This is a genomic window from Sphingomonas sp. PP-CC-1A-547 (assembly GCF_003610375.1).
GTDB lineage: Bacteria > Pseudomonadota > Alphaproteobacteria > Sphingomonadales > Sphingomonadaceae > Sphingomonas.
In genome coordinates this window covers 506,679-530,193 of record NZ_RAPZ01000011.1, presented here as the reverse complement: position 1 = coordinate 530,193, position 23,515 = coordinate 506,679, and the positions used below count along the sequence as shown (strand labels likewise).

21 protein-coding genes and 1 pseudogene are annotated in these 23,515 nt (G+C 66.5%); 11 read left to right on the top strand and 11 right to left on the bottom strand.

The annotated features are described in order from the left end of the window. Window positions 1-80: 80 nt before the first annotated feature. The gene (locus C8J39_RS08745) at window positions 81-485 is read right to left on the bottom strand and encodes a hypothetical protein (protein WP_120300098.1); all 405 of its coding nucleotides are present in this window, start codon (window positions 483-485) and stop codon (window positions 81-83) included. A 194-nt stretch (window positions 486-679) separates the two neighbouring features. Between C8J39_RS08745 and C8J39_RS08740 the strand changes: the two are divergent. The 4 genes and pseudogenes from C8J39_RS08740 to moaC form a co-directional block, all read left to right on the top strand. Continuing rightward, window positions 680-1,243: pseudogene (locus tag C8J39_RS08740) on the top strand (anthranilate synthase component II); the annotation flags it as partial. 110 nt (window positions 1,244-1,353) lie between these two features. Beyond that, window positions 1,354-2,346 (top strand): anthranilate phosphoribosyltransferase, encoded by a 993-nt coding sequence (gene trpD, locus C8J39_RS08735; RefSeq protein WP_120300096.1) that lies wholly within the window; start codon window positions 1,354-1,356, stop codon window positions 2,344-2,346. Window position 2,347: 1 nt separating this feature from the next. After that, a complete protein-coding gene (gene trpC / locus C8J39_RS08730) occupies window positions 2,348-3,139 on the top strand; it encodes an indole-3-glycerol phosphate synthase TrpC (RefSeq protein WP_120300095.1) in 792 nt (263 codons plus the stop codon). Further along, complete coding sequence (gene moaC, locus C8J39_RS08725; protein ID WP_120300094.1) at window positions 3,136-3,603, top strand: cyclic pyranopterin monophosphate synthase MoaC; 468 nt, start codon at window positions 3,136-3,138, stop codon at window positions 3,601-3,603. The genes trpC and moaC overlap by 4 nt, the downstream gene beginning before the upstream one ends. 90 nt (window positions 3,604-3,693) lie before the next feature. On the opposite strand, the gene C8J39_RS08720 is transcribed toward moaC, so the two are convergent. After that, window positions 3,694-4,386, bottom strand: coding sequence for an energy transducer TonB (locus C8J39_RS08720; RefSeq protein WP_243649816.1), 693 nt, complete (start codon window positions 4,384-4,386; stop codon window positions 3,694-3,696). 553 nt (window positions 4,387-4,939) lie between these two features. On the opposite strand from C8J39_RS08720, the gene glp reads away from it, so the two are divergent. Together glp and lexA are read left to right on the top strand one after the other, a co-directional pair. Beyond that, complete coding sequence (gene glp / locus C8J39_RS08710) at window positions 4,940-6,121, top strand: gephyrin-like molybdotransferase Glp (protein ID WP_120300092.1); 1,182 nt, start codon at window positions 4,940-4,942, stop codon at window positions 6,119-6,121. Window positions 6,122-6,189: 68 nt separating this feature from the next. After that, window positions 6,190-6,864 carry a transcriptional repressor LexA gene (gene lexA / locus C8J39_RS08705; RefSeq protein WP_120300091.1) on the top strand — a complete coding sequence of 225 codons (675 nt, stop codon included), beginning with the start codon at window positions 6,190-6,192 and terminating at the stop codon, window positions 6,862-6,864. Window positions 6,865-6,921: 57 nt separating this feature from the next. On the opposite strand, the gene C8J39_RS18490 is transcribed toward lexA, so the two are convergent. Further along, the gene (locus tag C8J39_RS18490; protein ID WP_147420659.1) at window positions 6,922-7,497 is read right to left on the bottom strand and encodes a hypothetical protein; all 576 of its coding nucleotides are present in this window, start codon (window positions 7,495-7,497) and stop codon (window positions 6,922-6,924) included. Between the two features lie 63 nt (window positions 7,498-7,560). Continuing rightward, window positions 7,561-9,750 carry a ComEC/Rec2 family competence protein gene (locus C8J39_RS08700; RefSeq protein WP_183037979.1) on the bottom strand — a complete coding sequence of 730 codons (2,190 nt, stop codon included), beginning with the start codon at window positions 9,748-9,750 and terminating at the stop codon, window positions 7,561-7,563. A gap of 90 nt (window positions 9,751-9,840) precedes the next feature. On the opposite strand from C8J39_RS08700, the gene gltX reads away from it, so the two are divergent. From gltX to C8J39_RS08685, 3 genes are read left to right on the top strand one after another with little or no spacing between them, the layout of a single operon-like run. Continuing rightward, on the top strand, window positions 9,841-11,271 hold the full coding sequence (gene gltX, locus C8J39_RS08695; protein ID WP_404969324.1) for a glutamate--tRNA ligase: 1,431 nt from the start codon (window positions 9,841-9,843) through the stop codon (window positions 11,269-11,271). 25 nt (window positions 11,272-11,296) lie between these two features. Further along, window positions 11,297-12,580 (top strand): citrate synthase, encoded by a 1,284-nt coding sequence (locus tag C8J39_RS08690; RefSeq protein ID WP_060524737.1) that lies wholly within the window; start codon window positions 11,297-11,299, stop codon window positions 12,578-12,580. Next, window positions 12,580-12,783: a hypothetical protein gene (locus C8J39_RS08685; protein ID WP_120300090.1), complete on the top strand. Its 204-nt coding sequence runs from the start codon at window positions 12,580-12,582 to the stop codon at window positions 12,781-12,783. Before C8J39_RS08690 ends, C8J39_RS08685 begins: the two co-directional genes overlap by 1 nt. Here C8J39_RS08685 and C8J39_RS08680 read toward each other — a convergent pair. The 3 genes from C8J39_RS08680 to C8J39_RS08670 are packed head-to-tail and all read right to left on the bottom strand — an operon-like array spanning window position 12,745 to window position 16,450. Next, on the bottom strand, window positions 12,745-14,139 hold the full coding sequence (locus C8J39_RS08680) for a sensor histidine kinase KdpD (protein WP_120300089.1): 1,395 nt from the start codon (window positions 14,137-14,139) through the stop codon (window positions 12,745-12,747). The genes C8J39_RS08685 and C8J39_RS08680 overlap by 39 nt on opposite strands. Then, a complete protein-coding gene (locus C8J39_RS08675; protein WP_120300088.1) occupies window positions 14,136-15,233 on the bottom strand; it encodes a DUF2336 domain-containing protein in 1,098 nt (365 codons plus the stop codon). Before C8J39_RS08675 ends, C8J39_RS08680 begins: the two co-directional genes overlap by 4 nt. A gap of 35 nt (window positions 15,234-15,268) precedes the next feature. Then, window positions 15,269-16,450 (bottom strand): hypothetical protein, encoded by a 1,182-nt coding sequence (locus C8J39_RS08670; RefSeq protein WP_120300087.1) that lies wholly within the window; start codon window positions 16,448-16,450, stop codon window positions 15,269-15,271. 186 nt (window positions 16,451-16,636) lie between these two features. Between C8J39_RS08670 and C8J39_RS08665 the strand changes: the two genes are divergently transcribed. Both C8J39_RS08665 and C8J39_RS08660 read left to right on the top strand, forming a co-directional pair. Next, window positions 16,637-18,982 carry a hypothetical protein gene (locus C8J39_RS08665; RefSeq protein WP_243649812.1) on the top strand — a complete coding sequence of 782 codons (2,346 nt, stop codon included), beginning with the start codon at window positions 16,637-16,639 and terminating at the stop codon, window positions 18,980-18,982. Between the two features lie 98 nt (window positions 18,983-19,080). Continuing rightward, window positions 19,081-19,860 carry an SDR family oxidoreductase gene (locus tag C8J39_RS08660; protein WP_120300086.1) on the top strand — a complete coding sequence of 260 codons (780 nt, stop codon included), beginning with the start codon at window positions 19,081-19,083 and terminating at the stop codon, window positions 19,858-19,860. Window positions 19,861-20,009: 149 nt separating this feature from the next. Here the strand turns inward: C8J39_RS08660 and C8J39_RS08655 are convergent, their stop codons facing one another. The 4 genes from C8J39_RS08655 to C8J39_RS08640 all read right to left on the bottom strand — a co-directional run bounded on the left by C8J39_RS08655 (window position 20,010) and on the right by C8J39_RS08640 (window position 23,515). Beyond that, window positions 20,010-20,291 carry a DUF1467 family protein gene (locus C8J39_RS08655; RefSeq protein WP_093397299.1) on the bottom strand — a complete coding sequence of 94 codons (282 nt, stop codon included), beginning with the start codon at window positions 20,289-20,291 and terminating at the stop codon, window positions 20,010-20,012. 4 nt (window positions 20,292-20,295) lie between these two features. Continuing rightward, on the bottom strand, window positions 20,296-21,933 hold the full coding sequence (locus C8J39_RS08650) for a ribonuclease J (protein WP_056048555.1): 1,638 nt from the start codon (window positions 21,931-21,933) through the stop codon (window positions 20,296-20,298). A gap of 63 nt (window positions 21,934-21,996) precedes the next feature. Beyond that, window positions 21,997-22,773 carry a type III pantothenate kinase gene (locus C8J39_RS08645; RefSeq protein ID WP_120300085.1) on the bottom strand — a complete coding sequence of 259 codons (777 nt, stop codon included), beginning with the start codon at window positions 22,771-22,773 and terminating at the stop codon, window positions 21,997-21,999. Window positions 22,774-22,783: 10 nt separating this feature from the next. Beyond that, complete coding sequence (locus C8J39_RS08640) at window positions 22,784-23,515, bottom strand: biotin--[acetyl-CoA-carboxylase] ligase (RefSeq protein WP_120300490.1); 732 nt, start codon at window positions 23,513-23,515, stop codon at window positions 22,784-22,786.

The following is a 23,515-nucleotide window of genomic DNA, read 5'->3' as shown; positions in this document are numbered from 1 at the left end:
CCCGATTGGGCCCCGGCCTTCGCCGGGGTGGTAGAAGTAGTTGCTCGACTACAACCACGCATCAACCGACGTTGATCAAATCAAGGCGTGGTGTTCGTCTCGCTAGCCGGCGCACGACGCTCCTGGGCATAGGCATTGTTCCGCGCGAGGAAGCAGCCGGACTGGCCGCCGGTCCCGACCGCCGAACATGTATCCGGCAACCCGCCGGCAACACGCCCGAGCTGATCCATCGACGCCGCCCGATTAACCCAGCTCTGGTTCTGCGCGGCGATCGGCTTGTCGTCGCGCAGCTGCTTCGGAATGCGATACGGCTGGTCGAGCGTCGAACACACCACGACTTCGCCCGCGGTCGACTTCGGGCAAGCCTGGTCCCCGGTCAGCGTCACGCTGCGAATGCGCTGCGGTGGCGTGTCGACCTGCGCCTCCTGCGCGGACGCCATGGCGGGGAATGCGATCAGTGCGGCGAGGACGGCGGTACGAAACATGGATCAGGCTCCTTTGAGCGAATAACGTCCGTCATGCAGCATTGCTCCGCACTGAATGATGGTCGCCTGCCCCGGCGATATAGGAACCGCCATCGCCGTTCGCGACCTTGCCAGAACAATCTCCAGGCAATTAGCGCCGAACCGTCCCGGCCGAGCGCTGTTGCACCGCGCCCCGCATCGGCTATGGCGGCGCCATGATCCTCGTCGTCGACAATTACGACAGCTTCACCTGGAACCTCGTCCATTATCTGATGGAACTGGGTGTCGAGGTCGAAGTCGTCCGCAACGATGCGATCTCCGCCGGGCAGGCTCTGTCGTCGGGCGCGGACGCGTTCCTCATTTCCCCCGGCCCCTGCACGCCGACCGAGGCAGGCGTAAGCCTGGACTTGGTCGCGGCCTGCGCGGACGCCGGCAAGCCGCTGCTCGGCGTATGCCTCGGCCACCAGGCGATCGGCCAGCATTTCGGCGGCAAGGTCGAGCGCGGTGGCCTGATGCACGGCAAGACCTCGCCTGTCGTCCACGACGACACCGGGCTGTACGCCGGGCTGCCCTCGCCGTTCATCGCCACGCGCTACCATTCGCTGATCGTCAACGCGGTCCCCGACACGCTGGTGGTGAACGCGACCGCACAAGACGGCACGGTGATGGGCTTTCGCCACAAGACGCTGCCGATCCACGGCGTCCAGTTCCACCCGGAAAGCATCGCCACCGAACATGGCCACGAAATGCTCGCGAACTTCCTGAAGATGGCGAACATCCCCCACCAACTCCCCTCCCGCCTGCGGGAGGGGTCGGGGGAGGGCCGCGCCGCACCCACGACCTCTGAGGTAGCCCCTCCCCTAACCCCTCCCGCAAGCGGGAGGGGAATGTGACCACCGTCGCCCTGCTTCCCGACCCGTCCTCCCCCCTCTCCCGGGAATCCGCCCGCGAAGCCTTCGCCGACATCCTCGACGCCCGCGCAAGCGACGACGCGATCGCCACCTTCCTCACCGACCTCGCGACCCGCGGCGAGACCAGCATCGAGATCGCCGAAGCTGCGCGCGCGCTCCGCAACCGGATGATCCCGATCGATGCCCCCGCCGGCGCGATCGACGTCTGCGGCACCGGCGGCGACGGCCACCACACCTTGAACGTCTCGACCGCCGTCGCGCTGGTCGTCGCCGCGTGCGGAGTCCCCGTCGCCAAGCACGGCAACCGCGCCGCCTCGAGCAAGGCCGGCGCCGCCGACACGCTGGAAGTCCTCGGCCTCGACATGGACCGCGCCGGCGCCACTGCCGAGGCGAGCCTCAACGAGATCGGCATCGCCTTCCTCTTCGCCGCCAATCACCACCCGGCGATGAAGCGCATCACCCCGATCCGCCAACGCATAGCCAAGCGGACGATCTTCAACCTGATGGGCCCGCTCGCCAACCCGGCCGGCACTACCCGCCAGCTCATCGGCATCGCCCGCCCCGATTACGTCACGCTCTACGCCGAAGCCCTCGAACAGCTCGGCACCGAAGCCGCGCTCGTCGTGTCCGGCGAAGAAGGCCTCGACGAACTGTCGGGCGCCGGCCCCAGCATCGTCGCTTCGGTCGGCAGCGTAACGCTCCCCGGCAAGGTCACGCCCGAAGACGCAGGCCTCACCCGCCACGCCATCACCGATATCCGCGGCGGCGACGCGGCCCACAACGCCGACGCACTCCGCCGCCTGCTCAAGGGCGAGGCCGGCGCCTACCGCGACGCCGTCCTGTTCAACGCCGCCGCCGCCTTGATGGTCGCCGGCACCGTCCCCACTCTCGTCGACGGCGCGGCCAAGGCCGCCGCCGCCCTCGACACCGGCAGCGCAGACGCGCTGCTCGCCCGCTGGATCGCCTACTGACATGACCATGCTCGACCGTATCCTCGAGACCAAGCGCGCCGAAGTCGCCGCGCGCAAGGCAACGACCTCGCTCGCCGACATCGACGCCGGCATCGCCCGCATGTCGAAGCCCCGCGGCTTCCGCGCCGCGCTTGATGCAAAAAAGGGCGACGCCAAGACCGGCTACGCGCTGGTCGCCGAGGTCAAGAAAGCCAGCCCCTCGAAAGGCCTGATCCGCGCCGATTTCGATCCAGTCGCGCACGCCCGCGCCTACGAAGCCGGCGGTGCCGCCTGCCTCTCGGTCCTGACCGACGAAAAGTGGTTCCAGGGCTCCGACGCCTATCTGACCGCGGCCCGCGACGCTGTCTCGATCCCCGTGCTGCGGAAGGACTTCATGGTCGACCCCTGGCAGTCGACCGAAGCACGCGCGATCGGCGCCGACTGCATCCTGATCATCGTCGCCGCACTCGACGATATCCAGATGGCCGAGATCGAAGCCTCCGCGCTAGAATGCGGCATGGACGTGCTGGTCGAGGTCCACGACGCACACGAGATGGAGCGCGCGCTGAGGCTCAAGTCGCGCCTGATCGGCGTCAACAACCGCGACCTCCGCGACTTCTCGGTCGATTTCCAGCGCACCTACGACCTCGTCGGCAAGGCGCCCAAGGACTGCACCTTCGTCGCCGAGAGCGGGCTCACGACCCGCGCCGAACTCGACGCGATGGCCGAACACGACATCCACTGCTTCCTGATCGGCGAAGCGCTCATGCGCCAGGACGACGTCGAAGCGGCAACGCGCGCTCTCGTCGGATGACCGGCCTAACGCACATCGACGAAGCCGGCGCGGCAAGAATGGTCGACGTAGGCGGCAAGGCCGTCACTGCCCGCGAAGCTATCGCCTCCGGCCGCATCACCATGTCCGCCGAAGCCGCCACGGCGATCGGCGCCGGCACCGCGAAAAAGGGCGACGTCCTCGCCGTCGCGCGCGTCGCCGGCATCATGGCCGCCAAGCGCACCAGCGACCTCATCCCCCTCTGCCACCCGCTCCCGCTGACAAAGGTCGAGATCGACCTGGTCGTCGACGAAACCGGCGTAACCGCCACCGCCACCGCCTCGACCGAAGGCAAGACCGGCGTCGAAATGGAAGCGCTCACCGCCGCCACGGTCACGCTCCTGACGATCTACGACATGGCCAAAGCGATCGACAAGACGATGGTCCTCACCGACATCCGCGTCCGCGCAAAGTCCGGCGGCAAATCCGGCAACTGGACCGCCTAAAACAAAACCCTCTCCCCAAAGGGGAGAGGGAAAGACGCCAAAGGCGGCGAGGGTGAGGGCAAGCCAAGCAGTTTGCCGTCAACTAGGACCTTATTCCCCACCCATAGTCCATTCATGATCCTCAACGATCGTAGACTCCACCGGCCGCCCGGCCGCATCGAGCGAGGGATCATACCGAAACCGCTCCTCGATCAACCGACACGTCAGCGTATCCAGCTCCCGGCTTCCGCTCGAGCGGGTCACCCGGCACCGCGAAACCCGCCCATCGGTCTGGACCAGATACCGAACCGAGACCCGCCCCCGGATCCCCGTCTCGGCCGCCTCGCGCGGATAGTCCGAATCCTTCAACCGCCCCTTTCGCCACCGCGGCGGCGTCTCCTCGCCACCCCCGCCGTCGCCATCGCCATACCCGCCGCTGCCAGTGCCATTACCGATCCCGCCACTTCCGGTCCCCGGCCCGCGAATATCCGAAGCCCCCGCAGTAGCCTGCGCGCCCACCCCAGCCTTCTCCGCAACGACGACCGGCGGCGGCACCACGACCGGCACCACCGGCGGCGGCGCCACCACTTCAGTAGCCTTAGACTTCAAATTAGGCGGCGACGCAGCCCCCTCCGGCTTGCGACTAGGCGACGGCCGAGGCCTGACCTTCTCCTCGGGCGGCGGTGGCGGAGGCGGCGCAGCATCGAACACCTTCAACGCATCGCTCACCGCCGCCGGCATCGTCACCACCAGCCCATTGAGCAGCGCATAGCCAAGCACCCCCGGCAACAGGACAGCACCCACCGCCGCCCCGATCCTGTCTCTCGCCCGAGGCTGATTGCGTGTCATCATGCTGATCTGGTGTCTCTTTCTCCCAAACAAAGCCCCGCAAGCGATGAACCCGCGCTGGCCGAGCGTGCGAAGAGGTGATCGACGACTAGCCCGAACTCCTTGTCGCGCCGCGGAGAAAACAGCGGAACACCATCAACACCACCCCGGCGAAGGCCGGGGCCCAGTTGGGAAAGCCGAAGTAATCCGTAGCGACCGCTCCGCCCAACCCCTGTTTCCCCGCGAAGACGGGGACCCAGACTGGGCTCCCGCCTTCGCGGGAGAACAAGGACGCAGTGGCCGCGACGGACCGTCCCGCCGCCCACCGCAACTCCAACAACACCTGTCCTACGTCCCAAACCCATGGCAAAGCGCCAGACACGCCAAAACTCACCCCCTCCCGCCGGACCTTCTACCGGACGAGACCGTTCCAAACCTGACCCCCAGAACCGCACCCGCCAAATGTCTCCCAGCGTGTGAACTTCCTGCACTTCCAGCAGGAGAGCCGCCCAGAAACAGAGCCTTACGCATGACCTTAGTCCCCGTCGCCGAAGCCCAGACCCGCCTCTTCGCCATGGCCCCCCGCGTCGGCAGCGAGACCGTGACGTTGCGCGAAGCCGCCGGCCGCTGGGCCGCCGAGGACATCCTCGCCCGCCGCACGCAACCCGCCGCCGACCTCTCGGCGATGGACGGCTACGCGATCCGCTTCGAAGACCTCCCCGGCCCCTGGAAAGTCATCGGCGAAAGCGCCGCCGGCCGCCCCTTCGCAGGCCAGGTCGCTGCCGGCCAAGCCACCCGCATCTTCACCGGCGCCGCCATGCCCGACGGCGCCGACACCGTCATGGTCCAGGAAGAAGCCGAGCGTGACGGCGAAACCCTGATCCTAGCCGGCGAAGGCCCCCCGACGCTCGGCCGCAACACCCGTCGCAAGGGCCTCGACTTCTTCACCGGCACCCGCCTGATCGCCGCCGGCGACCGCCTCAGCCCCGCGCGCATCGCCGTCGCCGCGACCGGCGGCCACGGCAGCCTCACCGTCAACCGCCGCGTCCGCGTCGCCGTTGCCGCCACCGGCGACGAACTCGTCCCCCCCGGCTCGACCACCGACGGCGTAGCGCTCCCCGAATCGAACGGCATCATGCTCGCCGCGATGCTCGCCGACATGCCCGTCGACGTCATCGATCTCGGTATCCTCCCGGACAATCTCGAAGTCCTCCGCGAGGCCTTCGCCAGCGTTCACGCAGACCTCCTAGTCACGACCGGCGGCGCATCGGTAGGCGACCACGACCTCGTCCGCCCGGCGATCGAGGCGGCCGGCGGCACCATCGATTTCTGGCGGATCGCGCTGCGCCCCGGAAAGCCGATGATGGCCGGCCGGATCGGCGAGATGATGGTGCTCGGCCTCCCCGGCAACCCGGTCTCCGCGTTCGTCACCGCGACGCTGTTCGTGAAGCCCGTCGTCTCGTACATGGCCGGCGCAAGCGACCCGCTCCCCCAGTCGACCCACGCGCTGCTCGGCGAAGACCTCCCCGCCAACAACGCCCGCACCGATTACCTCCGCGCCGAACTGCGCGACGGGAAAGCCTATGCCTCGACGATCCAGGACAGCTCGATGCTGCTGACACTGGCCCGGTCGACCTGCCTGATAGTCCGCCCCGGCAACGCACCGATTGCAAAGACAGGCGAATCGGCGGAAATCCTTGTGATCGCGTGATACGGACGCTTGACGGCGTTAATTATGTTCCATAGAAGTTCCCAGTCTGTTCCGGACGGAGAACCGCCATGCTCACGCGCAAGCAGCACGAACTCGTCTGCTTCATCAACGATCGCCTCAACGAAACCGGCGTCTCGCCGTCGTTCGAGGAGATGAAGGACGCGCTCGACCTCAAGTCGAAGTCGGGCGTCCACCGTCTGATCAGCGCGCTCGAGGAGCGCAACTTCATCCGCCGCCTGCCAAACCGCGCGCGCGCACTTGAAGTGCTGCGCATGCCCGAGCGTGCGGAAAAGAAGACCTCAACCAAGCCGTCGAACGTCAAGGCCGCCCCCGCCGCCGCGACGCCGCAACCAGCGAACGACGTCGTCGAAATCCCGCTCCACGGCCGCATCGCCGCCGGCGTCCCGATCGAAGCGTTCGAAGGCAGCACGATGCTCGCCGTCCCCGCAGCCCTCCTCGGCACCGGCGAACACTACGCGCTCGAAGTCTCGGGCGACTCTATGGTCGAAGCCGGCATCCTCGACGGTGATTACGCCCTCATCCGCCGCACCGAAACGGCGCGAGACGGCGAGATCGTCGTAGCGCTGATCGAGGACAGCGAAGCCACCCTCAAATACTTCCGCCGCGAAGGCGCGATGGTCCGCCTCGACCCCGCCAACCGAGCCTACGACCCCCAACGCTACGCCCCCGCCCAAGTCCGCGTCCAAGGCAAACTTTCCGGCATCCTCCGCCGCTACGACTGAACTGCAGGGATCGGCCCGCGTCATCGCGACGCAGGCCGGTCTCAGTTTTTTGGTTGCTCACGAAAAGCGACAGCCAAGCTGATAGGCCAAGTCGCTCTTTCCTACCGGCAACAGCGGCCGAGCCTCTTTGGCAAAGTAAGCGATGTCCTCGGAGCCGTCGAAGAAGTGGCAGTTTTTCGCCACGCCCAAGCAAACGCCACCAAGTGTCCGGAAGACCCTCTCACGCTCCGATCCGTAAGCGCGACCTCGACTCGAACGCCTGATCTCTGCGCCTGTGCGCCTGTGCGCCTGTGCGCCTGTGCGCGAACACATCGCCGCCAATCTCCCGCGCAGCCGAAGAATTGGTTCGCGCGGAGACGCGGAGGTGTTGCGTTCGGGGAGGGATGAAGCTGTTCCAATGCCTTCGGCAGTGAGACTGAACAATAGCCAGCCCGATTCACCCATCGTATCAAACTGCTCCGCGGCTCCGCGTCCCCGCGTCTCCGCGTGAACAAATTCTTCGTACTGCAATCGCAGGTGATGACGGATGATTTTGTTCACGCGAAGGCGCAAAGGCGCGAAGATGTGGTGCTTAGATTGGCGTCTATTTGTCTTCGCAGACCACGGAAAAACCGACGTCGGCTTATCGTTCATTAAGGTGTGAAGGTCTCCCGAATCGCATCACCTTCGCGCCTGTGCGCCTTCACGTGAACATTTCTACTTTTGACGGCCTCGGCTGGCTTGAAACGCCGACGCTGCATCGTGAAACCGGACATGACGCGGTCTAAACGAATGTGCCGTACGTTCGAGCATGGGCGGATCGCGCCAGGGATGGCGATCGCCCGCGTTCAGGATCGTCACGACCGTCCCGGTCCTCAAGGTCAGCGCGACTCCACCCGTCCGCCGGAGGACACGACGATCCAGTTTTAGCCACCGCGGCATACAGCGTCTCGGCAGACCGCGTTCGCTTACGACGACATCGGCGCTGCGGCAGGCGGCAAGGAACTCGGCGATCGGGACCATATAGGCGCTGCGGGTCGCAAGTATCCGCCACATCTGCCCCCGCGCGGCGATATCGGTGACGCAAAGATCGCGGCTGCACCGTGCGTCGGGTTGGTCCGCCAGCAGCAATGGCTCGCCATCCACCCCGCCATTCTCGGCGAGCATGTCGCGCGTATAGTCGCCCGCCCGGTCGCGCAGCATCGCGAGCCCCGCTGCCGTCCGCACCGCGACATGGCGCCCATCACCGGTCACGAGAACGTCAGGCGCTGGCGTCGTCAGCGCCCAGACCGCGCCGATCGCCAGTGGTACCAGCCCGAGCCGCCGCCACCGCGTTCGCCACAAGGCGATCCAGATGCCACCGACGATCATAAACGCGAACGCCGCCGTCGGCATCGCGGGCAACGACCGCACCGATCCTGGCGCGCTGGCAACGATATGTGCGAGCCACAACAGAGCATCGAGCGATCGCTGCACGAGCCACCATATCGGCGCACCAAGCCCACCAGCATCGAGCAGCAACGCCAAAGCCTCCAACGGCATAACGACAAAGGTCGTCAGAGGGATCGCGATGATGTTGGCGAACGCGCCGTAGAGCCCGGCCTTGTGGAAATGATAGACCGCGATCGGCATCAGCGCGAATTCGACGAGCAGGCCGGTGAGCAACAGCGATGCTACTCCGCGAGCGAGACGGCGCGGTCGCCCCTCCTCGTGGGGCCCGAAAAACGCGCGAACCGAAGGATGCTCGTGCAGCGCCATGATTGCAGTTATCGCCGCAAACGAGAGTTGAAAGCTCGGCCCCGCCGCCGATTCGGGCAGCACGAGCATGACGCACGCCGCGCCCGCCGCGACGAGGCGCAACGTCATCGCCTCACGCCCCATCGCCAGTGCCGCCAACACGAGCAGCGCAGCAACGCACGACCGGATCGTCGGAACCTGGCTTCCGGTCAGCAACGTATAGCCGATCGCTGCCCCCGCTCCCGCCAACGCAGCGATCAAAGGCAAGCGCGCATGCAGAGCCAACCACGGGCTCAGCGCCAGCAACCGCAACACGATCAACATCGTCGCGGCCACCGCAGCCGTAATATGCAACCCGCTCACCGACAACAGATGCGCGAGCCCCGCGCGGCGCATCGCCTCCGAATCCTCCTCGCTGATCGCGCCGACGTCGCCGGTTGCAAGAGCCGCAGCGATGCCTCCCGCGCTGCCGTCCAGTCGCGATACAATGTGGTGCGATAGCGCGACGCGGATGCCCGCCCCCGATTCGCTCGGGGTCGTCACGACCACCGGTGCGAAACCGCGTCCCGTCGCACCGATCCCGCCAAACCATGCGACGCGGGCAAAATCGTACGCACCCGGTACGGCTGGCAATGGCGGCGGCATCAGGCGGGCCCGGAGATGCACGACCGCTCCCGTTCCCAGCAGCTTGGGTGCATCCGCTTCCGCCAGATTAACGCGGACGCGGTATGGCAGGGCAACCGGTTGCCCGTCGGTCTCGGCGCCCTTCCCGATCGGCAGCAGCGTCAGCCGGACCAGCTTCCGCGCCACCAACGGCTCGATCGCCTCCACCCTCGCGGAGAAGCTAGCGATCGTCGGTCCACCCATCACTGGTCGCGCGACCGACTCCGATCGCGCCCAGATCAACGCCAGCCCCAGCGCCGTCGTCAGCAGCCCGATCGCCAAAGACCGCGCCGCACGGCCACCCTGCCCCACGGCCAGACACGCCAACCCACTCGCCACCAGCAGCAGCATCGCCACACACCACGCCGCCGGGTCCGGCAACGCGAACCACAGCGCGATCCCGCCGCCCAGCATCACCGGCAGCCACAACACCAACTGGTCGCGCTCCGCCTCCAGCCAGCGTTCCACGGCAAGCCCGACGACAGCCCCCCATCGCGGCACGCCCATTTGTCGCCGCCAAGGACGCATGCTAGGGGCGGCGACGGCTGTCATGGCCATCGTTTTTCCATCGTTCTTACAGTCTGGGAGCACCCGCGGTTGGGCGCAATATCTGATACGGGCACCGCCAATTCGGCCGCACCCGTGGTTACCCGTTTCGCTCCGTCGCCGACGGGGTTCCTGCATCTTGGCGGCGCGCGCACCGCGCTGTTCAACTGGCTGTTCGCGAAAGCAAACGGGGGTAAATTCCTGCTGCGGATCGAGGATACCGACCGGGTCCGCTCGACCCAGCCGGCGATCGACGCGATCATCGACGGGATGCGCTGGCTCGGGCTCGACTGGGACGGCGACGTCGTCATGCAGTTCGCGGGTGCCGAGCGCCACGCGCAGGTCGCGCACGAGATGGTCGCGAACGGCCACGCCTATCGCTGCTACATGACCAACGACGAGATCGCCGCGATGCGCGCCGAGGCGCAGGCGGCGAAGAAACCGCTCCGCATCCGCAGCCCCTGGCGCGATCGCCCAGAGAGTGAAGCGCCGAACCTCCCCCACGTCGTCCGCCTGCGCGCGCCGCAGGAAGGCGCCGTCACGATCGAGGACCGCGTGCAGGGCGCCGTCACGGTCAAGAACGAAGAGATCGACGATCTCGTCCTGCTCCGCTCCGACGGCACGCCGACCTACATGCTCGCGGTCGTCGTCGACGATCACGACATGGGCGTCACGCACGTCATCCGCGGCGACGATCACCTCAACAACGCGTTCCGCCAGCTGCCGATCTATCGCGCGATGGGCTGGCCCGAGCCGATCTACGCGCACATCCCGCTGATCCACGGCCCCGACGGCGCCAAGCTGTCGAAGCGTCACGGGGCGGTTGGCATCGAAGCGTACCGCGACGAGATGGGTATCCTGCCCGAGGCATTCGACAATTACCTGCTCCGGCTCGGCTGGGGCCACGGGGACGACGAGATCATCAGCCGCGAGCAGGCAGTCCAGTGGTTCGACCTGTCCGGCGTCGGCAAGTCGCCCTCGCGCTTCGACCTGAAGAAGCTCGAGAACCTCAATGGCCACTACATCCGCGAAGCCGACGACGCGCGCCTCGCGCAGCTCGCCGCCGATCGTCTCGGCCACGACCTGCCGACCGGCGGGCTTGATCTTCTGACTCGTGCGATGCCTGCCCTGAAGCCGCGTGCCGCAAACCTGAACGAGCTGGCCGAAGGCTCGAATTTCCTGTTCAGCCAGCGTCCGTTGGCGATGGATGACGCCGCGGCGAGCCTTTTACAGGGTGAAGCGAGTGCGATTTTGGTCAATGTTCATGCCGAACTTGACGCGCTCGCGGAGTGGGATACGGAAGCGCTCGAAGGCGCGGTACGGCGCGTGGCCGAAGCGCGGGGTGTCAAGCTCGGCCAGGTCGCACAGCCGCTTCGCGCCGCGCTGACGGGACGCAAGACGTCGCCGGGGATCTTCGACGTGCTCGATTTGCTCGGGCGCGACGAGAGCCTTGGCCGGATCGCCGACCGGATGGCTAGCTGATAAGATTTCGAGGAAGGATACAAGCATGAGCGAGACCGCAACCCTCAAGGTCGACGGCAAGGATTTCGAGTATCCGGTGATGTCCGGTACGGTCGGACCCGATGTCATCGATATCCGCAAGCTGTACGCGCAGACGGACAATTTCACCTATGATCCGGGCTTCACCTCGACGGCATCGTGCCAGTCGAAGCTGACCTATATCGATGGTGACGCGGGCACGCTGCTGCACCGCGGCTACACGATCGGCGAACTGGCCGAGCAGTCGAACTTCATGGAGGTCGCGTACCTCCTGCTCAACGGCGAACTGCCGAGCGAAGACGAGCTGGCGAACTTTTCCACCACGATCACGCGCCACACGATGGTGCACGAGCAGCTCGCGCAGTTCTTCCGTGGCTTCCGCCGCGACGCGCATCCGATGGCGATCCTGTGCGGCGTCGTCGGCGCGCTGTCGGCGTTCTATCACGATTCGACCGACATCCACGATCCGGCGCAGCGCGTCATCGCGTCGCACCGCCTGATCGCCAAGATGCCGACGATCGCCGCGATGGCGTACAAGTACAGCGTCGGCCAACCGTTCGTCTATCCGGACAACACGCTGAGCTACACGGGCAATTTCCTGAAGATGACGTTCGGCGTCCCTGCCGAAAAGTATGTCGTGAACCCGATCGTCGAGAAGGCGATGGACCGCATTTTCATCCTCCACGCCGATCACGAGCAGAACGCGTCGACCTCGACCGTCCGTCTCGCCGGGTCGTCGGGCGCCAACCCGTTCGCGTGCATCGCGGCCGGCATCGCCTGCCTGTGGGGCCCCGCGCACGGCGGCGCCAACGAAGCCGCGCTCAACATGCTGCATGAGATCGGCACCGTCGACCGCATCCCCGAGTACATCGCCCGCGCCAAGGACAAGAACGATCCGTTCCGCCTGATGGGCTTCGGTCACCGCGTCTACAAGAATTACGATCCGCGCGCGGCCGTCATGCAGACGACCGTCAAGGAAGTGCTCGGCGAGTTGGGCGTCACCGACCCCGTGTTCGACGTCGCGATCGAACTCGAGCGTCTGGCGCTGAGCGATCCGTACTTCATCGAGAAGAAGCTCTTCCCGAACGTCGATTTCTATTCGGGCGTGATCCTGTCGGCGATCGGCTTCCCGACCTCGATGTTCACCGTCCTCTTCGCGCTCGCCCGCACCGTCGGCTGGGTCGCGCAGTGGAACGAGATGATCACCGATCCCGACCAGAAGATCGGCCGTCCGCGCCAGCTCTACAGCGGCCCGACCGCGCGCGACTACGTCCCGATGGCGTCGCGCTGATGAAAACGCTCCGGCCGATCCTGATGGTCGTCGGCGTGCTTTGCGCGCTGATGGGTCTGCTCTGGATCGGCCAGGGGCTCGGATACGTCCACTGGCCGCAGTCGAGCTTCATGCTCGACCAGCGGCCATGGGCGGATCGCGGCGCATTCCTCGCCGCGTTCGGTTTAGCGCTGATCCTGGTTGCGCGCCGGATCCACCGGTAACGTCAGGACGAAGCGCGCGCCTTCGCCGGGTGCGCTCTCGACCGTGAGATCCCCCTGCATCGCCCGCGCGAGACGCCGTGCGATATACAGGCCGAGCCCGTTGCCGCCGGCTTCCGACGGATCGACCCGTTCGAACTTCTCGAAAATCCGGATCTGATCCTCGGGTGCGACGCCCTTGCCCTTGTCCGCCACCACGACGACCGCGTGGGTCTGCGTCCGCGTCACGGTGACGATCACCTGCGCACCGCGTGGCGAGTAGCGCACCGCATTGCCGACGAGGTTGACCAGCACCTGCAACACGCGACGGAAATCGCCGAGCGCCGGAACACGCACGTCCACCGCCGGGCGCGTGATCGTGACGCCTGCGTTCGCCGCGCGCACCGACAACAGCCCGGCCGCCCGTCGCGCTACATCGGCAAGGTCGATCGGCTCGGGCACGAGTGAAAAATCGGGCCGCTCGACGGCCTGGAGATCGACGAGGTCATCGACCAGTTCGAGCAGATGCCGTCCGGCACTGGCGATATCCGCGGCGTAATCCGCATAATCGCCCTGCACCGGACCATCCGCCTGCGCATTGATGCTGTCGGCATTGGCGACGATACGCGCGAGCGGAACCCGCAATGCCTTGTCGAGTCCGCTCGTAAAGGTCGGCGACAGTGTCTCGGGCGAGGCAGCAGGGGGTGGCGCGTCTTCGACTACCATGCGTGCAGCGCCAACGAACCCCGCAAAGTCGCCCGCCGCATCGTGTCGAACATTGGCCGTCAACGTCACCGCGCGTCCGGAACTCCGCAGCCGTGCCGGTTGCGCCGTCATCGGGCGTCGCCGGGCAAGAGAATCGAGGATCGGCAAAGCCCCATCCACACCGGTATCCAGCGAGAACATCGCCGTCAGCGGTTGGCCGAGCAGCGCGAAGGCGTCGAACCCGTGCTTAGGCCCTGCATCGAGCGTGACGAACGTCAGCCGCAGCGCGGAATCCGTCTCCCACCGCCAATCCGTGTCGCTGCCGTGGAAATCGTCCTGCGTATCCGGCGACGGTCGCGCCGGCCGCCACGCCGCGATCTCGCGCCAGCCGCTCACCGTCAGCCGCACGTTCTCACCATCCGGCTGAGCCCGTACCCAAAGGTCTACATCCGTTTCGTCGTCCGCGACGACCACGCCGCGCGACACGACGATCCCCAGCCGACGCGCGAGCCGTGCGATCGTCGCAAGCTGCGGCACCGCGAGTGGCGCACCGCGCATCCCGCCCGCCCGCTGGTTGAGCGCAACCAGCGCCGGGTCCGCAAACGACAGCGAGCCGTCGGGCGCGACGATCGCGTGCGCAATCGGACTTTCGATCGAAGGGTCGAACACGCTCATAGCCGATCCGTACGCGCCAGCGCGCGCAACGCTATCCGAAAATCGCGGTTCAGTGCCAACGGTGCAAGCGACGCACGCGCATCCTCGACCCTGACCGACACGATCGCGTCGAGCGCATCCGCAAACGCCTCGATATCCCGTCGCGGATCCGCCTCCGACAGCGCCAGCCCGATCCGTGCGATTGTCGGCCGGTCGAGATCGATCGCGCGCAATGCGAGCCACAACCGATCGCCCTCCGGATCGAGCGTGATCGCCCGCGCCTGATCGAACGCGATGCCGATTGCATGCGCCAGCACCGCGACGAACAAGGACAGCCGCCGGTCGCCAATCGATTCGACCAGTACCGCGGGCAATTCATTCGGTCGCGCATCGAGCGCACCGGCGAGCCGCGTCGCCACCGCATCGGGCCGCTCGCCTTCGTCATGTGCCGCGAGACTGCGCTGTGCCGCATCGGTGATCGCCCGGTCGCTCTCGCGCGTGACGGACTTCAAGCCATCGCGCACGGCCGCCGCCACCCACCAGACGAGCCGATGATGCAGTTCGGCGGGCAACTCGCTGCCGCCGACCGATCCCTGCTCGTTCGCCACCCGCCGCCGGCTTTCCGCTGCCAGCAATGCAGACGCCGCCGATGCCACCACGCTGTCCGGCACCCCGGTCAGCCGTACCAGCAAGCTCGCTTCGTCGGGTTCCGCGACCTCCACCGGCAACGACGCGGCGATCAGGTCATGGCGTACGCGCGCGATCAGTTCGTCCATCAATTCTTCGTCGCGAAGCAATCCCGCCCGCGTAAGACGATCGAGAACGCCGCCCGCCCCGGCCTTCAACATCGCCTCGCCGGCCTGCGTCGCGCCGCCACCCGCCAGCAGTCGCGCGGCATGTCGGCGGATGTCCCATTCGATCGCCCCGACGATCGCGCCGAGCACTTGCGCGAGCATCAGCCGCGTTCGGTCGTCGAGCCGTGCGTCGGCGTCGAGAAAGAAATCCGCGATCGTTCCGGTCAGCCGCGCGTCCGCGCGCAGGCGTGCATCCTCCGCTCGCGCAACGGGATCATAGGGCGACACGACGTCACGCACTGGGTCTGGATCGACCGACATGATCCCGTGCTTAGCCTCCGGACGTTAAGGTCCGCCTAAGGCGTTCGGCGAAGTCGTTCGATGACGACCGCCAGCGTCGCGGTCGCATACACCGCGGTCAAGCCGAGCCCGAACACCGGGAACCCCAGGATCGCGAACAGCGCGACGATCAACAGATAGGCCGCCGGACTTCCCCACCACATCTGCCGTTCGCGCTCGAGTATGGCGCGTTCCGCTAGCGCGCCGATCGCGACGAGCGCGGTACCGATCGCCAATGCGGTGTTGTTCCCTGCATAGCCACTGACGAAAAACGCGAAGACCAGGATCGATGCCGCAGCCACGCCGCCGATCGCGAAGGTCTGCCCACGGGCCATCGGCGCATCGTCGCGAAGTCCGCTGAGCACCGAGCCGAGCGCCAAGGCTATGCATCCTACGAGCGACAGGACCAGGCCGATCGACGGCAGCCCGAAGCCGATCGTCACCAATCCGGCCACGCCCAGCGCAGCGCCTGCCGCCCCGACCGTCGTGCCCGCCGCACCACGATCGACCAGCAGCGGCAATGCGAGCCGCGCGATCGGTGCGAGAACGAAGCGGTCGAACCAGCCGCGCCGCCCCGACACGATCGTCATCAGCACCGCGCGCCCGCGCTCTTCCAGCGTCCGCGCCTGACGCTCGATCCCATGCCCACCGCGCACCGCGTCGGTCGGCAGCAGCACGTGCGTCGCGCGCGACTGCACTGCGAACCGCAACAGCGATGACTGGAGATCGTAATCCTGCGGCAGGCCCGCGACTTCGGCGATCCGGCTCGAACTCAGCCGAGCGACGCCGGCCCACGCCATTTGCCCGCCGACACGCTCGAACCCCGGCCCTGCGTCGCTCTCGGGGACGACGAGCAGGCAGTCGCCATCTTCGACCGCCATCGCCTTGACGATCGCGTCGGTGGTGACGAGCCCGTCGCCGAGCATGAGCACCGGTGCCAGCGGGTGAAGTTTCTCGCCAGCTTCCATCGCGGATCGTACCGTATCGACGCTCACGCCGCGTCGTCCGATGCGGTTGATCGCCCCGAGCAATTCGGGTGTCATGCGCGCGACGACGATGATGATCTGCGAAACGCCGGCGGCGATCAGCAACCGCGCCTGATACTCGATCAGCGTCACACCGCTGAAGGGCAAGGTCGCAGCAAGACGATCGGGGCGATCGTCGGCATCATGAATTGCAAATAATAGGCCGGCAAGCATCGCAGGCTGTTAGGCGGTACGCGCCGTCCTGCAAAGCCCGCGTTCGGCCGAACCGCCCTGCGCCAAGGCTCGGTTCGGCGTTACAGGCACGAAACCGCACGTCGTACGGTACCTAACCTTATGGTCGCCGGATTGTAAGCCGTGCCGCCCTGCTTACCGGACGGATGAACGCGCAAGGATCGCATCATGCGTTTTGTCCCGCCGCAATTCATGATACTTCCGCAGTTCATGAACGGGGGTTCGTCAATGATCGGGTTTCGCGCGTCGGCAGGCAATGCCCATCCCATTCGCGCGGATATCGTGATGGATCCGGTGATAGAAAACATGTCCGACACCGTCACAGAAACGGGCTTCGACGAGGTTTATCAAGAGCCTGCGCCCGACCGCGGACACCTTTACGTGGGTATCGCGGTTGCCGTCGTGGTCGTCTGGCTGGCGGGGATGCTGTGGCTCGCGCGCGGTTCGCTCGCGACCATCGAGCCCGTTGCCTTAGTCCAGTTCATCGCCGCGCTCTGCGTTATCCCGGCGCTGATCGGTATCGTCTGGCTGCTCGCGATGCGGACCAGCCGTAGCGAGGCGCACCGGTTCGGCATCACCGCGCAGGCGATGCGCGACGAGGCCGCCAGCCTCGAACGCACCGTCGCCGCCTTGTCGAACACGATCGACGCCAACCGCCAGCACCTCGCCGAACAATTGAACGCGTTGATGGCGATGGGCGGCGGCGCGACCGAACAGCTCGCGGCGATCGGTCGCGGTATGGTCTCCGAGATCGACCAGGCCGCGGCGCACGCGCGCAACCTCGCGACCTCGACGGCCGGCGCGCAGACCAGCCTCGGCGTCCTGATCGCCACTCTGCCCCGCGCGCAGGCAGATATCGACGACGTCGCCAAGCGTCTCGAACGCACCGGGCTGTCTGCGAGCGAACATGCCGCCGCCCTCGACGCGCAGATCGTCGCGCTGGCCGAACGTGGCCGCGATGCCGACGCGATGGCCAGCGGCGCCGCACAGCGGCTCGCCGCGCACATTGTCCGCATGGAAGCGACCAGCCAGACCGCCGGCGCGCATCTCGAATCGGTCACCGACGGCATGTCCGCAGCTGTCGACGCGCTGCTCAACCGCACCGCAGACGCAGTAGACCTGTCACGCCGCGGCATCGCCGCGCAGGGTGACGCGATGCTGGCGATGGTCGGCGCGAACCAGGCCGCACTCGACAGCGCCGCCCGCGACAGCGCCGAAGCGCTCGCCAAGCGGATCGCCAGCGTGGAGGACGCGATCGAACGCGTCGCGATCCGCCTCGATCTACAACGCAGCGCCGGCGACCGGATCGTTGACGATCTCCACACCGGACTCGGCGAAGTCGAATCGCGGATCGAACTGCTCCATCGCCACGGCACCGAGCGCACGCAGGACCTCGCCGCATCGATCAGCGCGCTAGGCGGCTCCGCCGACGCGATGACCGAAGCGCTGCGGGCCGGCGACGACATGGCGCACCGGACGATCGCGACGACCGAAACACTGCTCGTCGCCCTCGACTCTGCGGCGCGCGAAATCGACGAAACGATGCCAGCCGCGCTCGGCCGTCTCGATACGCAGGTACTCGCCAGCAAGAGCATCGTCGTTTCGGCGCGCCCCGAGCTACTCGCGCTCGTCACCGCCGCAGAGAGTACACACGACGCGATCGAGGCGATCGCCGGGGTGATCGGCGAACAACGCCATGTGCTCGACACGCTGTCGACCGACCTGCTCAACACGCTCAACACCGGCCGAGCGAAGGCCGATGCGCTCGGTCACATGGTCGATGAGGCGATCGGCCGGACGCAGCATTTCGCCGAAGACGCCGCGCCGCAGTTGATCGAGGCGCTCCACCGCGTGCGCGAGACCGCCGCGGTCGCCGCCGACAAGGCGCGCGAGACGCTGTCGAAGGTCATTCCCGAAGCCGCAGCCGCACTCGAAGCCGCCAGCGCCGACGCGATGCGCCGCGCGACCAACGACACCGTGGAACGCCAGGTCAAGGCGCTCACCGACGCCACCGGCGCCGCGGTCGACGCCGCCACAGGCGCGACCGAACGCCTCGCGCGCGAAGTCCAGGCGATCGTCGACCAGACCGCGATCGTCGAGACGCGGATCCAGGAAGCCCGCACCGAGCGCGAGGACGCCGACCAGGACACCTTCGCGCGCCGCGTTTCGCTGCTGATCGAATCGCTCAATTCCGCCTCGATCGACATCACCAAGGCGATCGCACCCGAAATCTCCGACAGTGCCTGGGGAGCGTACCTGAAAGGCGACCGTGGTGTCTTCACGCGTCGCGCGGTCCGTATTCTGGACGCCAGCGAAGTCCGCGAGATCGCCGGCCTGTACGACGAGGACGAGACCTTCCGCGAGATGGTCAACCACTACATCCACGACTTCGAAGCGATGCTCCGCACGATCCTGACGCAACGCGACGGCTCGCCGCTCGGGGTGACGTTGCTGTCGTCCGACATGGGCAAGCTGTACGTGGCACTGGCACAGGCAATCGAACGCCTGCGCTGAGACGAGCTGCATAGGAATTCGAAATGATCCAGCGTCACCGCTAAAGCGGCCTTCGCCAGCGGAGCAATCCGCCGACCGGACTCATATTCCAGGCTTACATGCCCAGACTGAACACCAAGATTTGCGTCGTCACCGGCGCAGCACGTGGCATCGGCCGCGCGATCGCCGAGCGCTTCCATATCGAAGGCGCCATCGTCATCCTCACCGACGTCGACGAAACCACCGGCGCCGAGACTGCGATGGCCATCGGTTGCCGGTTCGAAAAGCTCGACGTCCGCGAAGAGGCGGATTGGCAGCGCCTGGCGGCGGTCGTTCCGGCGGCCGATGTGGTCGTCAACAATGCTGGCGTAACGGGTTTCGAGCACGGCATGGTCGCGCATGATCCCGAGCACGCGACCTTGTCGGACTGGCGCGCGGTCCATGCGGTCAATCTCGATGGCACGTTCCTCGGCTGTCGCTATGCAATCGGTGCGATGAAAGCAGCGGGCACGGGGTCGATCATCAACATCTCGTCGCGGTCGGGGCTGGTCGGCATTCCCCTCGCCGCGGCCTATGCCTCGTCGAAGGCGGCGATCCGCAATCATAGCAAGACGGTGGCGCTGTATTGCGCGCAGCAGGGGTGGAAGATCCGCTGTAACTCGGTGCACCCGGCAGCGATCCTGACACCAATCTGGGAGCCTATGCTCGGGGACGGACCGGACCGCGAGGCGCGGATGGCGGCGCTGGTGGCCGATACGCCGTTGAAGCGGTTCGGGATGCCGGAGGAGGTCGCCGCGGTGGCGGTGATGCTCGCGTCGGGCGAGGCGACGTATATTACGGGGACCGAGATCAATATCGATGGCGGGTTGTTGGCTGGCTCAGCCGCGTCGCCGGGGTAACGGCAACATCGTAATCCTCCCCCGCTAGGGGGAGGTGGCACCGAAGGTGACGGAGGGGGGACACGGAACAGAGGTTACCCCTTCCTCCCCCTCCGTCTGGCAAGAACCAGCCACCTCCCCCTTGCGGGGGAGGATCGTGGGGTCGCCCCTCAGCGCGTGACCATGTTGCCACGATCGAACAGGTCGACGCTCTGCGGCGTAATCCACCCGTAAGAATAATTCAGCTGGAACAGCACGAACAACACCGTCGCCACCACGGTCACCCGCCACGCCGTCCGCCCCGACCGAAACTCATGCGGCGCGCTTTCGGCCTGGCCGGGGACGTGTTCGCCCCCGACCTCACGCGTCGTCTTCACGCCGAATGGCAGGACCAGGAACACCGAGAACGACCAGAACAGGACATAGATCGCGAGTGCCGAGGTCCAGCGCATCGACTCAGCCCTCGATCAGCAGCACGTCAACGATCGGCTGCTTGCCGGTCCAGCGCTTGGCGACCTTGCGCACCGCGAGACGGATCTGCTCGCGCATCTTCTCACTCTCGCGCTTGCCGCCGCGTACCGTGTCCGCGGCCGCCTGGACCGCATCGGCGATAAACGCCGCACGGTCTTCCTCGACCGGCACACCCTGCACGCGGACTTGCGGCTGGCCGACCATCCGGCCGTCCTTGCCGAGCGCGACACCAACCGAAATCTGGCCATTAATCGCCAGCTTGCGCCGCTCGCTCAGCGTCGCGCCGTCCGCCGGGAGGATCACGTCGCCGTCGAGCACCAGACGCCCGACCGTCGCATTGCCGATTTTCGCCGGGCCCTTGGGCGCGAGGCGGATGATGTCGCCGTTGCTCTGCACGATTGCGCGCGGAATGCCCTGCTCGAGACCGAAGCGCGCATGCTCCATCATGTGGCGCATCTCGCCGTGTGTCGGCACCAGCACCTCGGGCCGCAGCCAGTCGTACATCTGCGCGAGTTCCGGCTGACCCGGGTGACCCGAGACATGGACGTGTGCCTGGCGCTCGGTGATCATGCGGATGCCCTTGGCCGCCAGCGTGTTCTGGATGCGACCGATCTGGACCTCGTTGCCCGGGATCTGCTTCGACGAGAAGATCACCGTGTCGTCGGCGTCGAGCGTGATCGTGTGCTGGCCATTGGCGACACGTGCGAGCGCCGCGCGCTCCTCGCCCTGGCCGCCGGTGGCGATGATCAGCACCTTGTTCTTGGGCAGGCGCATCGCTTCGTCGGGGCTGATCGTGTCGGGGAAATCCTTCAGATAGCCCGTCGCGCGCGCGACCTTGATGATCCGGTCGAGCGAACGCCCGGTGACACACAGCTTGCGCCCGGTTTCCTTCGCGACTTCGCCGAACGTGTGCAGACGCGCAGCGTTCGACGCGAAGCTGGTGATCATCACGCGGCCCTTGGCCTTGCTGACCTCCTCGAACAGACCCTTCCGCACGGTGCTCTCGCTGCCGGAAGCGGTGGTGTTGAAGATGTTGGTCGAATCGCAGACCAGCACGTCGACGCCCTTGTCGCCGATCGCCATGAAGCCTTCGGGCGTGGTCGGGTTGCCGATCACCGGGTTCTTGTCGAGCTTCCAGTCGCCGGTGTGGAACACGCGACCATAAGGCGTGTCGATCAGCAGCGCGTTCGCCTCGGGGATCGAATGCGACATCTCGACGAAGGTGAAGCCGAACGGCCCGAGCTGGAAATTGCCGCCCATCGGGATCATCTTGAGCTTCACGCGGTTGGCGATGCCCTCTTCCTCGAGCTTGCCGCGGATCAGGCCCATCGTGAACGGTGTCGCGTAGATCGGCACGCCGAGGTCTTCGGCGAGATACGGCAGCGAGCCGATATGATCCTCATGGCCGTGGGTGATGACGATGCCGAGCAGGTCGTCGATCCGGTCTTCGATGAAGGACAGGTCGGGCAAGATCACGTCGACGCCGGGATATTGCGGATCGGCGAAGGTGATGCCGAGATCGACCATCACCCACTTGCCCTGGCAGCCGTACAGGTTGACGTTCATGCCGATTTCGCCGGAGCCGCCAAGGCCACAGAAAAGGAGTTCGTTCTTCGGAGTCATTGATTACTTTCAGGATTATACAGGAATATGGCCCGCAGGCCGGTCGGCGCGAGCCCAATGGCCCTAGATATGGTGACGATCCCACATCATCGCCAGCCCCTGGATCGTCAGGTCGGCTTCGATGACGTCGAACACGTCGGTCTGCTTCTCGAATAACGTGGCGAGGCCGCCAGTGGCGACGACCTTCACGGGACGGCCGATCTCGCGCTTCATCCGCGCGACCAGCCCCTCGATCATAGCGACATAGCCCCAATAGATGCCGATGTGCATCTGCGAGACGGTATTAAGCCCGATCACGCTAGTATCGGTCGGCGCCTCGATCGCGATCCGCGGCAGTTTCGCGGCCGCGGTTACCAGCGCGTCGAGCGACAGGTTGATCCCCGGCGCGATGATCCCGCCCTTGTACGCGCCGCTATAGTCGACGACGTCGAACGTGGTCGCGGTGCCGAAGTCGATCACGATCAAATCGCCGGGATGCAGCGCGTGCGCGGCGATCGTGTTGACCGCACGATCGGCGCCGAGCGAGGCAGGCTCGTCGACGTCGATCGCGATGCCCCATTCGACCGGAGCATGGCCCGCGATCAGCGCTTCGGTGTTGAAGTATTTTGACGCGAGCACCTGGAGATTGTGCAGCGCGCGCGGCACGACGGTGGCGACGATCACGCCCTCGACCGCGGTCCGATCATGTCCGCCGAGCTGCATCAACTGGCTGAGCCACACCGCGTATTCGTCCGCCGTCCGCCGCGGATCGGTTGCGATCCGCCAACGTGCGACGATCTCGCCGGCTTCGACCAGCGCGAACACGACATTGGTATTGCCGGCATCGATCGCGAGCAGCATCAGCGGGGCCTCAAAGCAGGAAGACGTCGGCAGCGTGAATGACACGCCGCTCGCCAGACGCCAAGCGGAGGATCAGCGCGCCATCGGTATCGAGCCCGACGAACAGGCCGTCGATGCCGCTACCATCGGGAAGGCGAGCGGTCAGCGCGGTCCCGGCAGGGTGCGCACAATCGACCCAGCGCTCACGGACGGGCGCGATGCCCTCGGTCCGCCAACGGCCGATCCAACGGGCGAAACTGTCGGCGAGGATGTCTAGGAACATCGCCGGTTCGACCGCCACACCGTGCGCCGCGAGATCGGTCGTCAGACGGTCGGGCAGGTCAGGATGATGCGCGATGTTGACGCCGTAGCCGACGATCACCGCATTGTCCGCGCGTTCGAGCAGGATGCCCGACAGCTTGGCGTCCGCCAGCAACAGATCGTTTGGCCATTTCAGGACCAGCGTCTCGCTCGCATCGGTCGTGCCTTGGCAGATCCCGGCGACGAGAAAGGTCGACACCGTTTCCTGCAAGGCGACCGCGGCGACCAGCGCGAGGCTGGCGGCCGGCGGATCGTTCGGTCGCAACCGGACCAGCGTGCTGGTGTAAAGGTTACCCTCGGGCGACGACCATTCACGCCCGAGCCGTCCCCGCCCCGCCGTCTGGCGGATGGCGCGCAACCAGAGACCGTCCTCGGCACCGCCGCGTGCAAGCTCCAGCAGGTCGGCGTTGGTCGACCCTGTTTCCGCGACGGTGCGGATGAT

Bases quoted from the DNA above. Each gene is read 5' to 3' on its own strand.
- C8J39_RS08745 (WP_120300098.1), bottom strand. From the start codon at position 485: ATGTTTCGTACCGCCGTCCTCGCCGCACTGATCGCATTCCCCGCCATG.
- trpC (WP_120300095.1), top strand. From the start codon at position 2,348: ATGACCATGCTCGACCGTATCCTCGAGACCAAGCGCGCCGAAGTCGCC.
- moaC (WP_120300094.1), top strand. From the start codon at position 3,136: ATGACCGGCCTAACGCACATCGACGAAGCCGGCGCGGCAAGAATGGTC.
- glp (WP_120300092.1), top strand. From the start codon at position 4,940: ATGACCTTAGTCCCCGTCGCCGAAGCCCAGACCCGCCTCTTCGCCATG.
- lexA (WP_120300091.1), top strand. From the start codon at position 6,190: ATGCTCACGCGCAAGCAGCACGAACTCGTCTGCTTCATCAACGATCGC.
- C8J39_RS18490 (WP_147420659.1), bottom strand. From the start codon at position 7,497: ATGAACGATAAGCCGACGTCGGTTTTTCCGTGGTCTGCGAAGACAAAT.
- C8J39_RS08700 (WP_183037979.1), bottom strand. From the start codon at position 9,750: ATGGGCGTGCCGCGATGGGGGGCTGTCGTCGGGCTTGCCGTGGAACGC.
- C8J39_RS08690 (WP_060524737.1), top strand. From the start codon at position 11,297: ATGAGCGAGACCGCAACCCTCAAGGTCGACGGCAAGGATTTCGAGTAT.
- C8J39_RS08685 (WP_120300090.1), top strand. From the start codon at position 12,580: ATGAAAACGCTCCGGCCGATCCTGATGGTCGTCGGCGTGCTTTGCGCG.
- C8J39_RS08680 (WP_120300089.1), bottom strand. From the start codon at position 14,139: ATGAGCGTGTTCGACCCTTCGATCGAAAGTCCGATTGCGCACGCGATC.
- C8J39_RS08675 (WP_120300088.1), bottom strand. From the start codon at position 15,233: ATGTCGGTCGATCCAGACCCAGTGCGTGACGTCGTGTCGCCCTATGAT.
- C8J39_RS08670 (WP_120300087.1), bottom strand. From the start codon at position 16,450: ATGCTTGCCGGCCTATTATTTGCAATTCATGATGCCGACGATCGCCCC.
- C8J39_RS08665 (WP_243649812.1), top strand. From the start codon at position 16,637: ATGCGTTTTGTCCCGCCGCAATTCATGATACTTCCGCAGTTCATGAAC.
- C8J39_RS08660 (WP_120300086.1), top strand. From the start codon at position 19,081: ATGCCCAGACTGAACACCAAGATTTGCGTCGTCACCGGCGCAGCACGT.
- C8J39_RS08655 (WP_093397299.1), bottom strand. From the start codon at position 20,291: ATGCGCTGGACCTCGGCACTCGCGATCTATGTCCTGTTCTGGTCGTTC.
- C8J39_RS08650 (WP_056048555.1), bottom strand. From the start codon at position 21,933: ATGACTCCGAAGAACGAACTCCTTTTCTGTGGCCTTGGCGGCTCCGGC.
- C8J39_RS08645 (WP_120300085.1), bottom strand. From the start codon at position 22,773: ATGCTGCTCGCGATCGATGCCGGCAATACCAATGTCGTGTTCGCGCTG.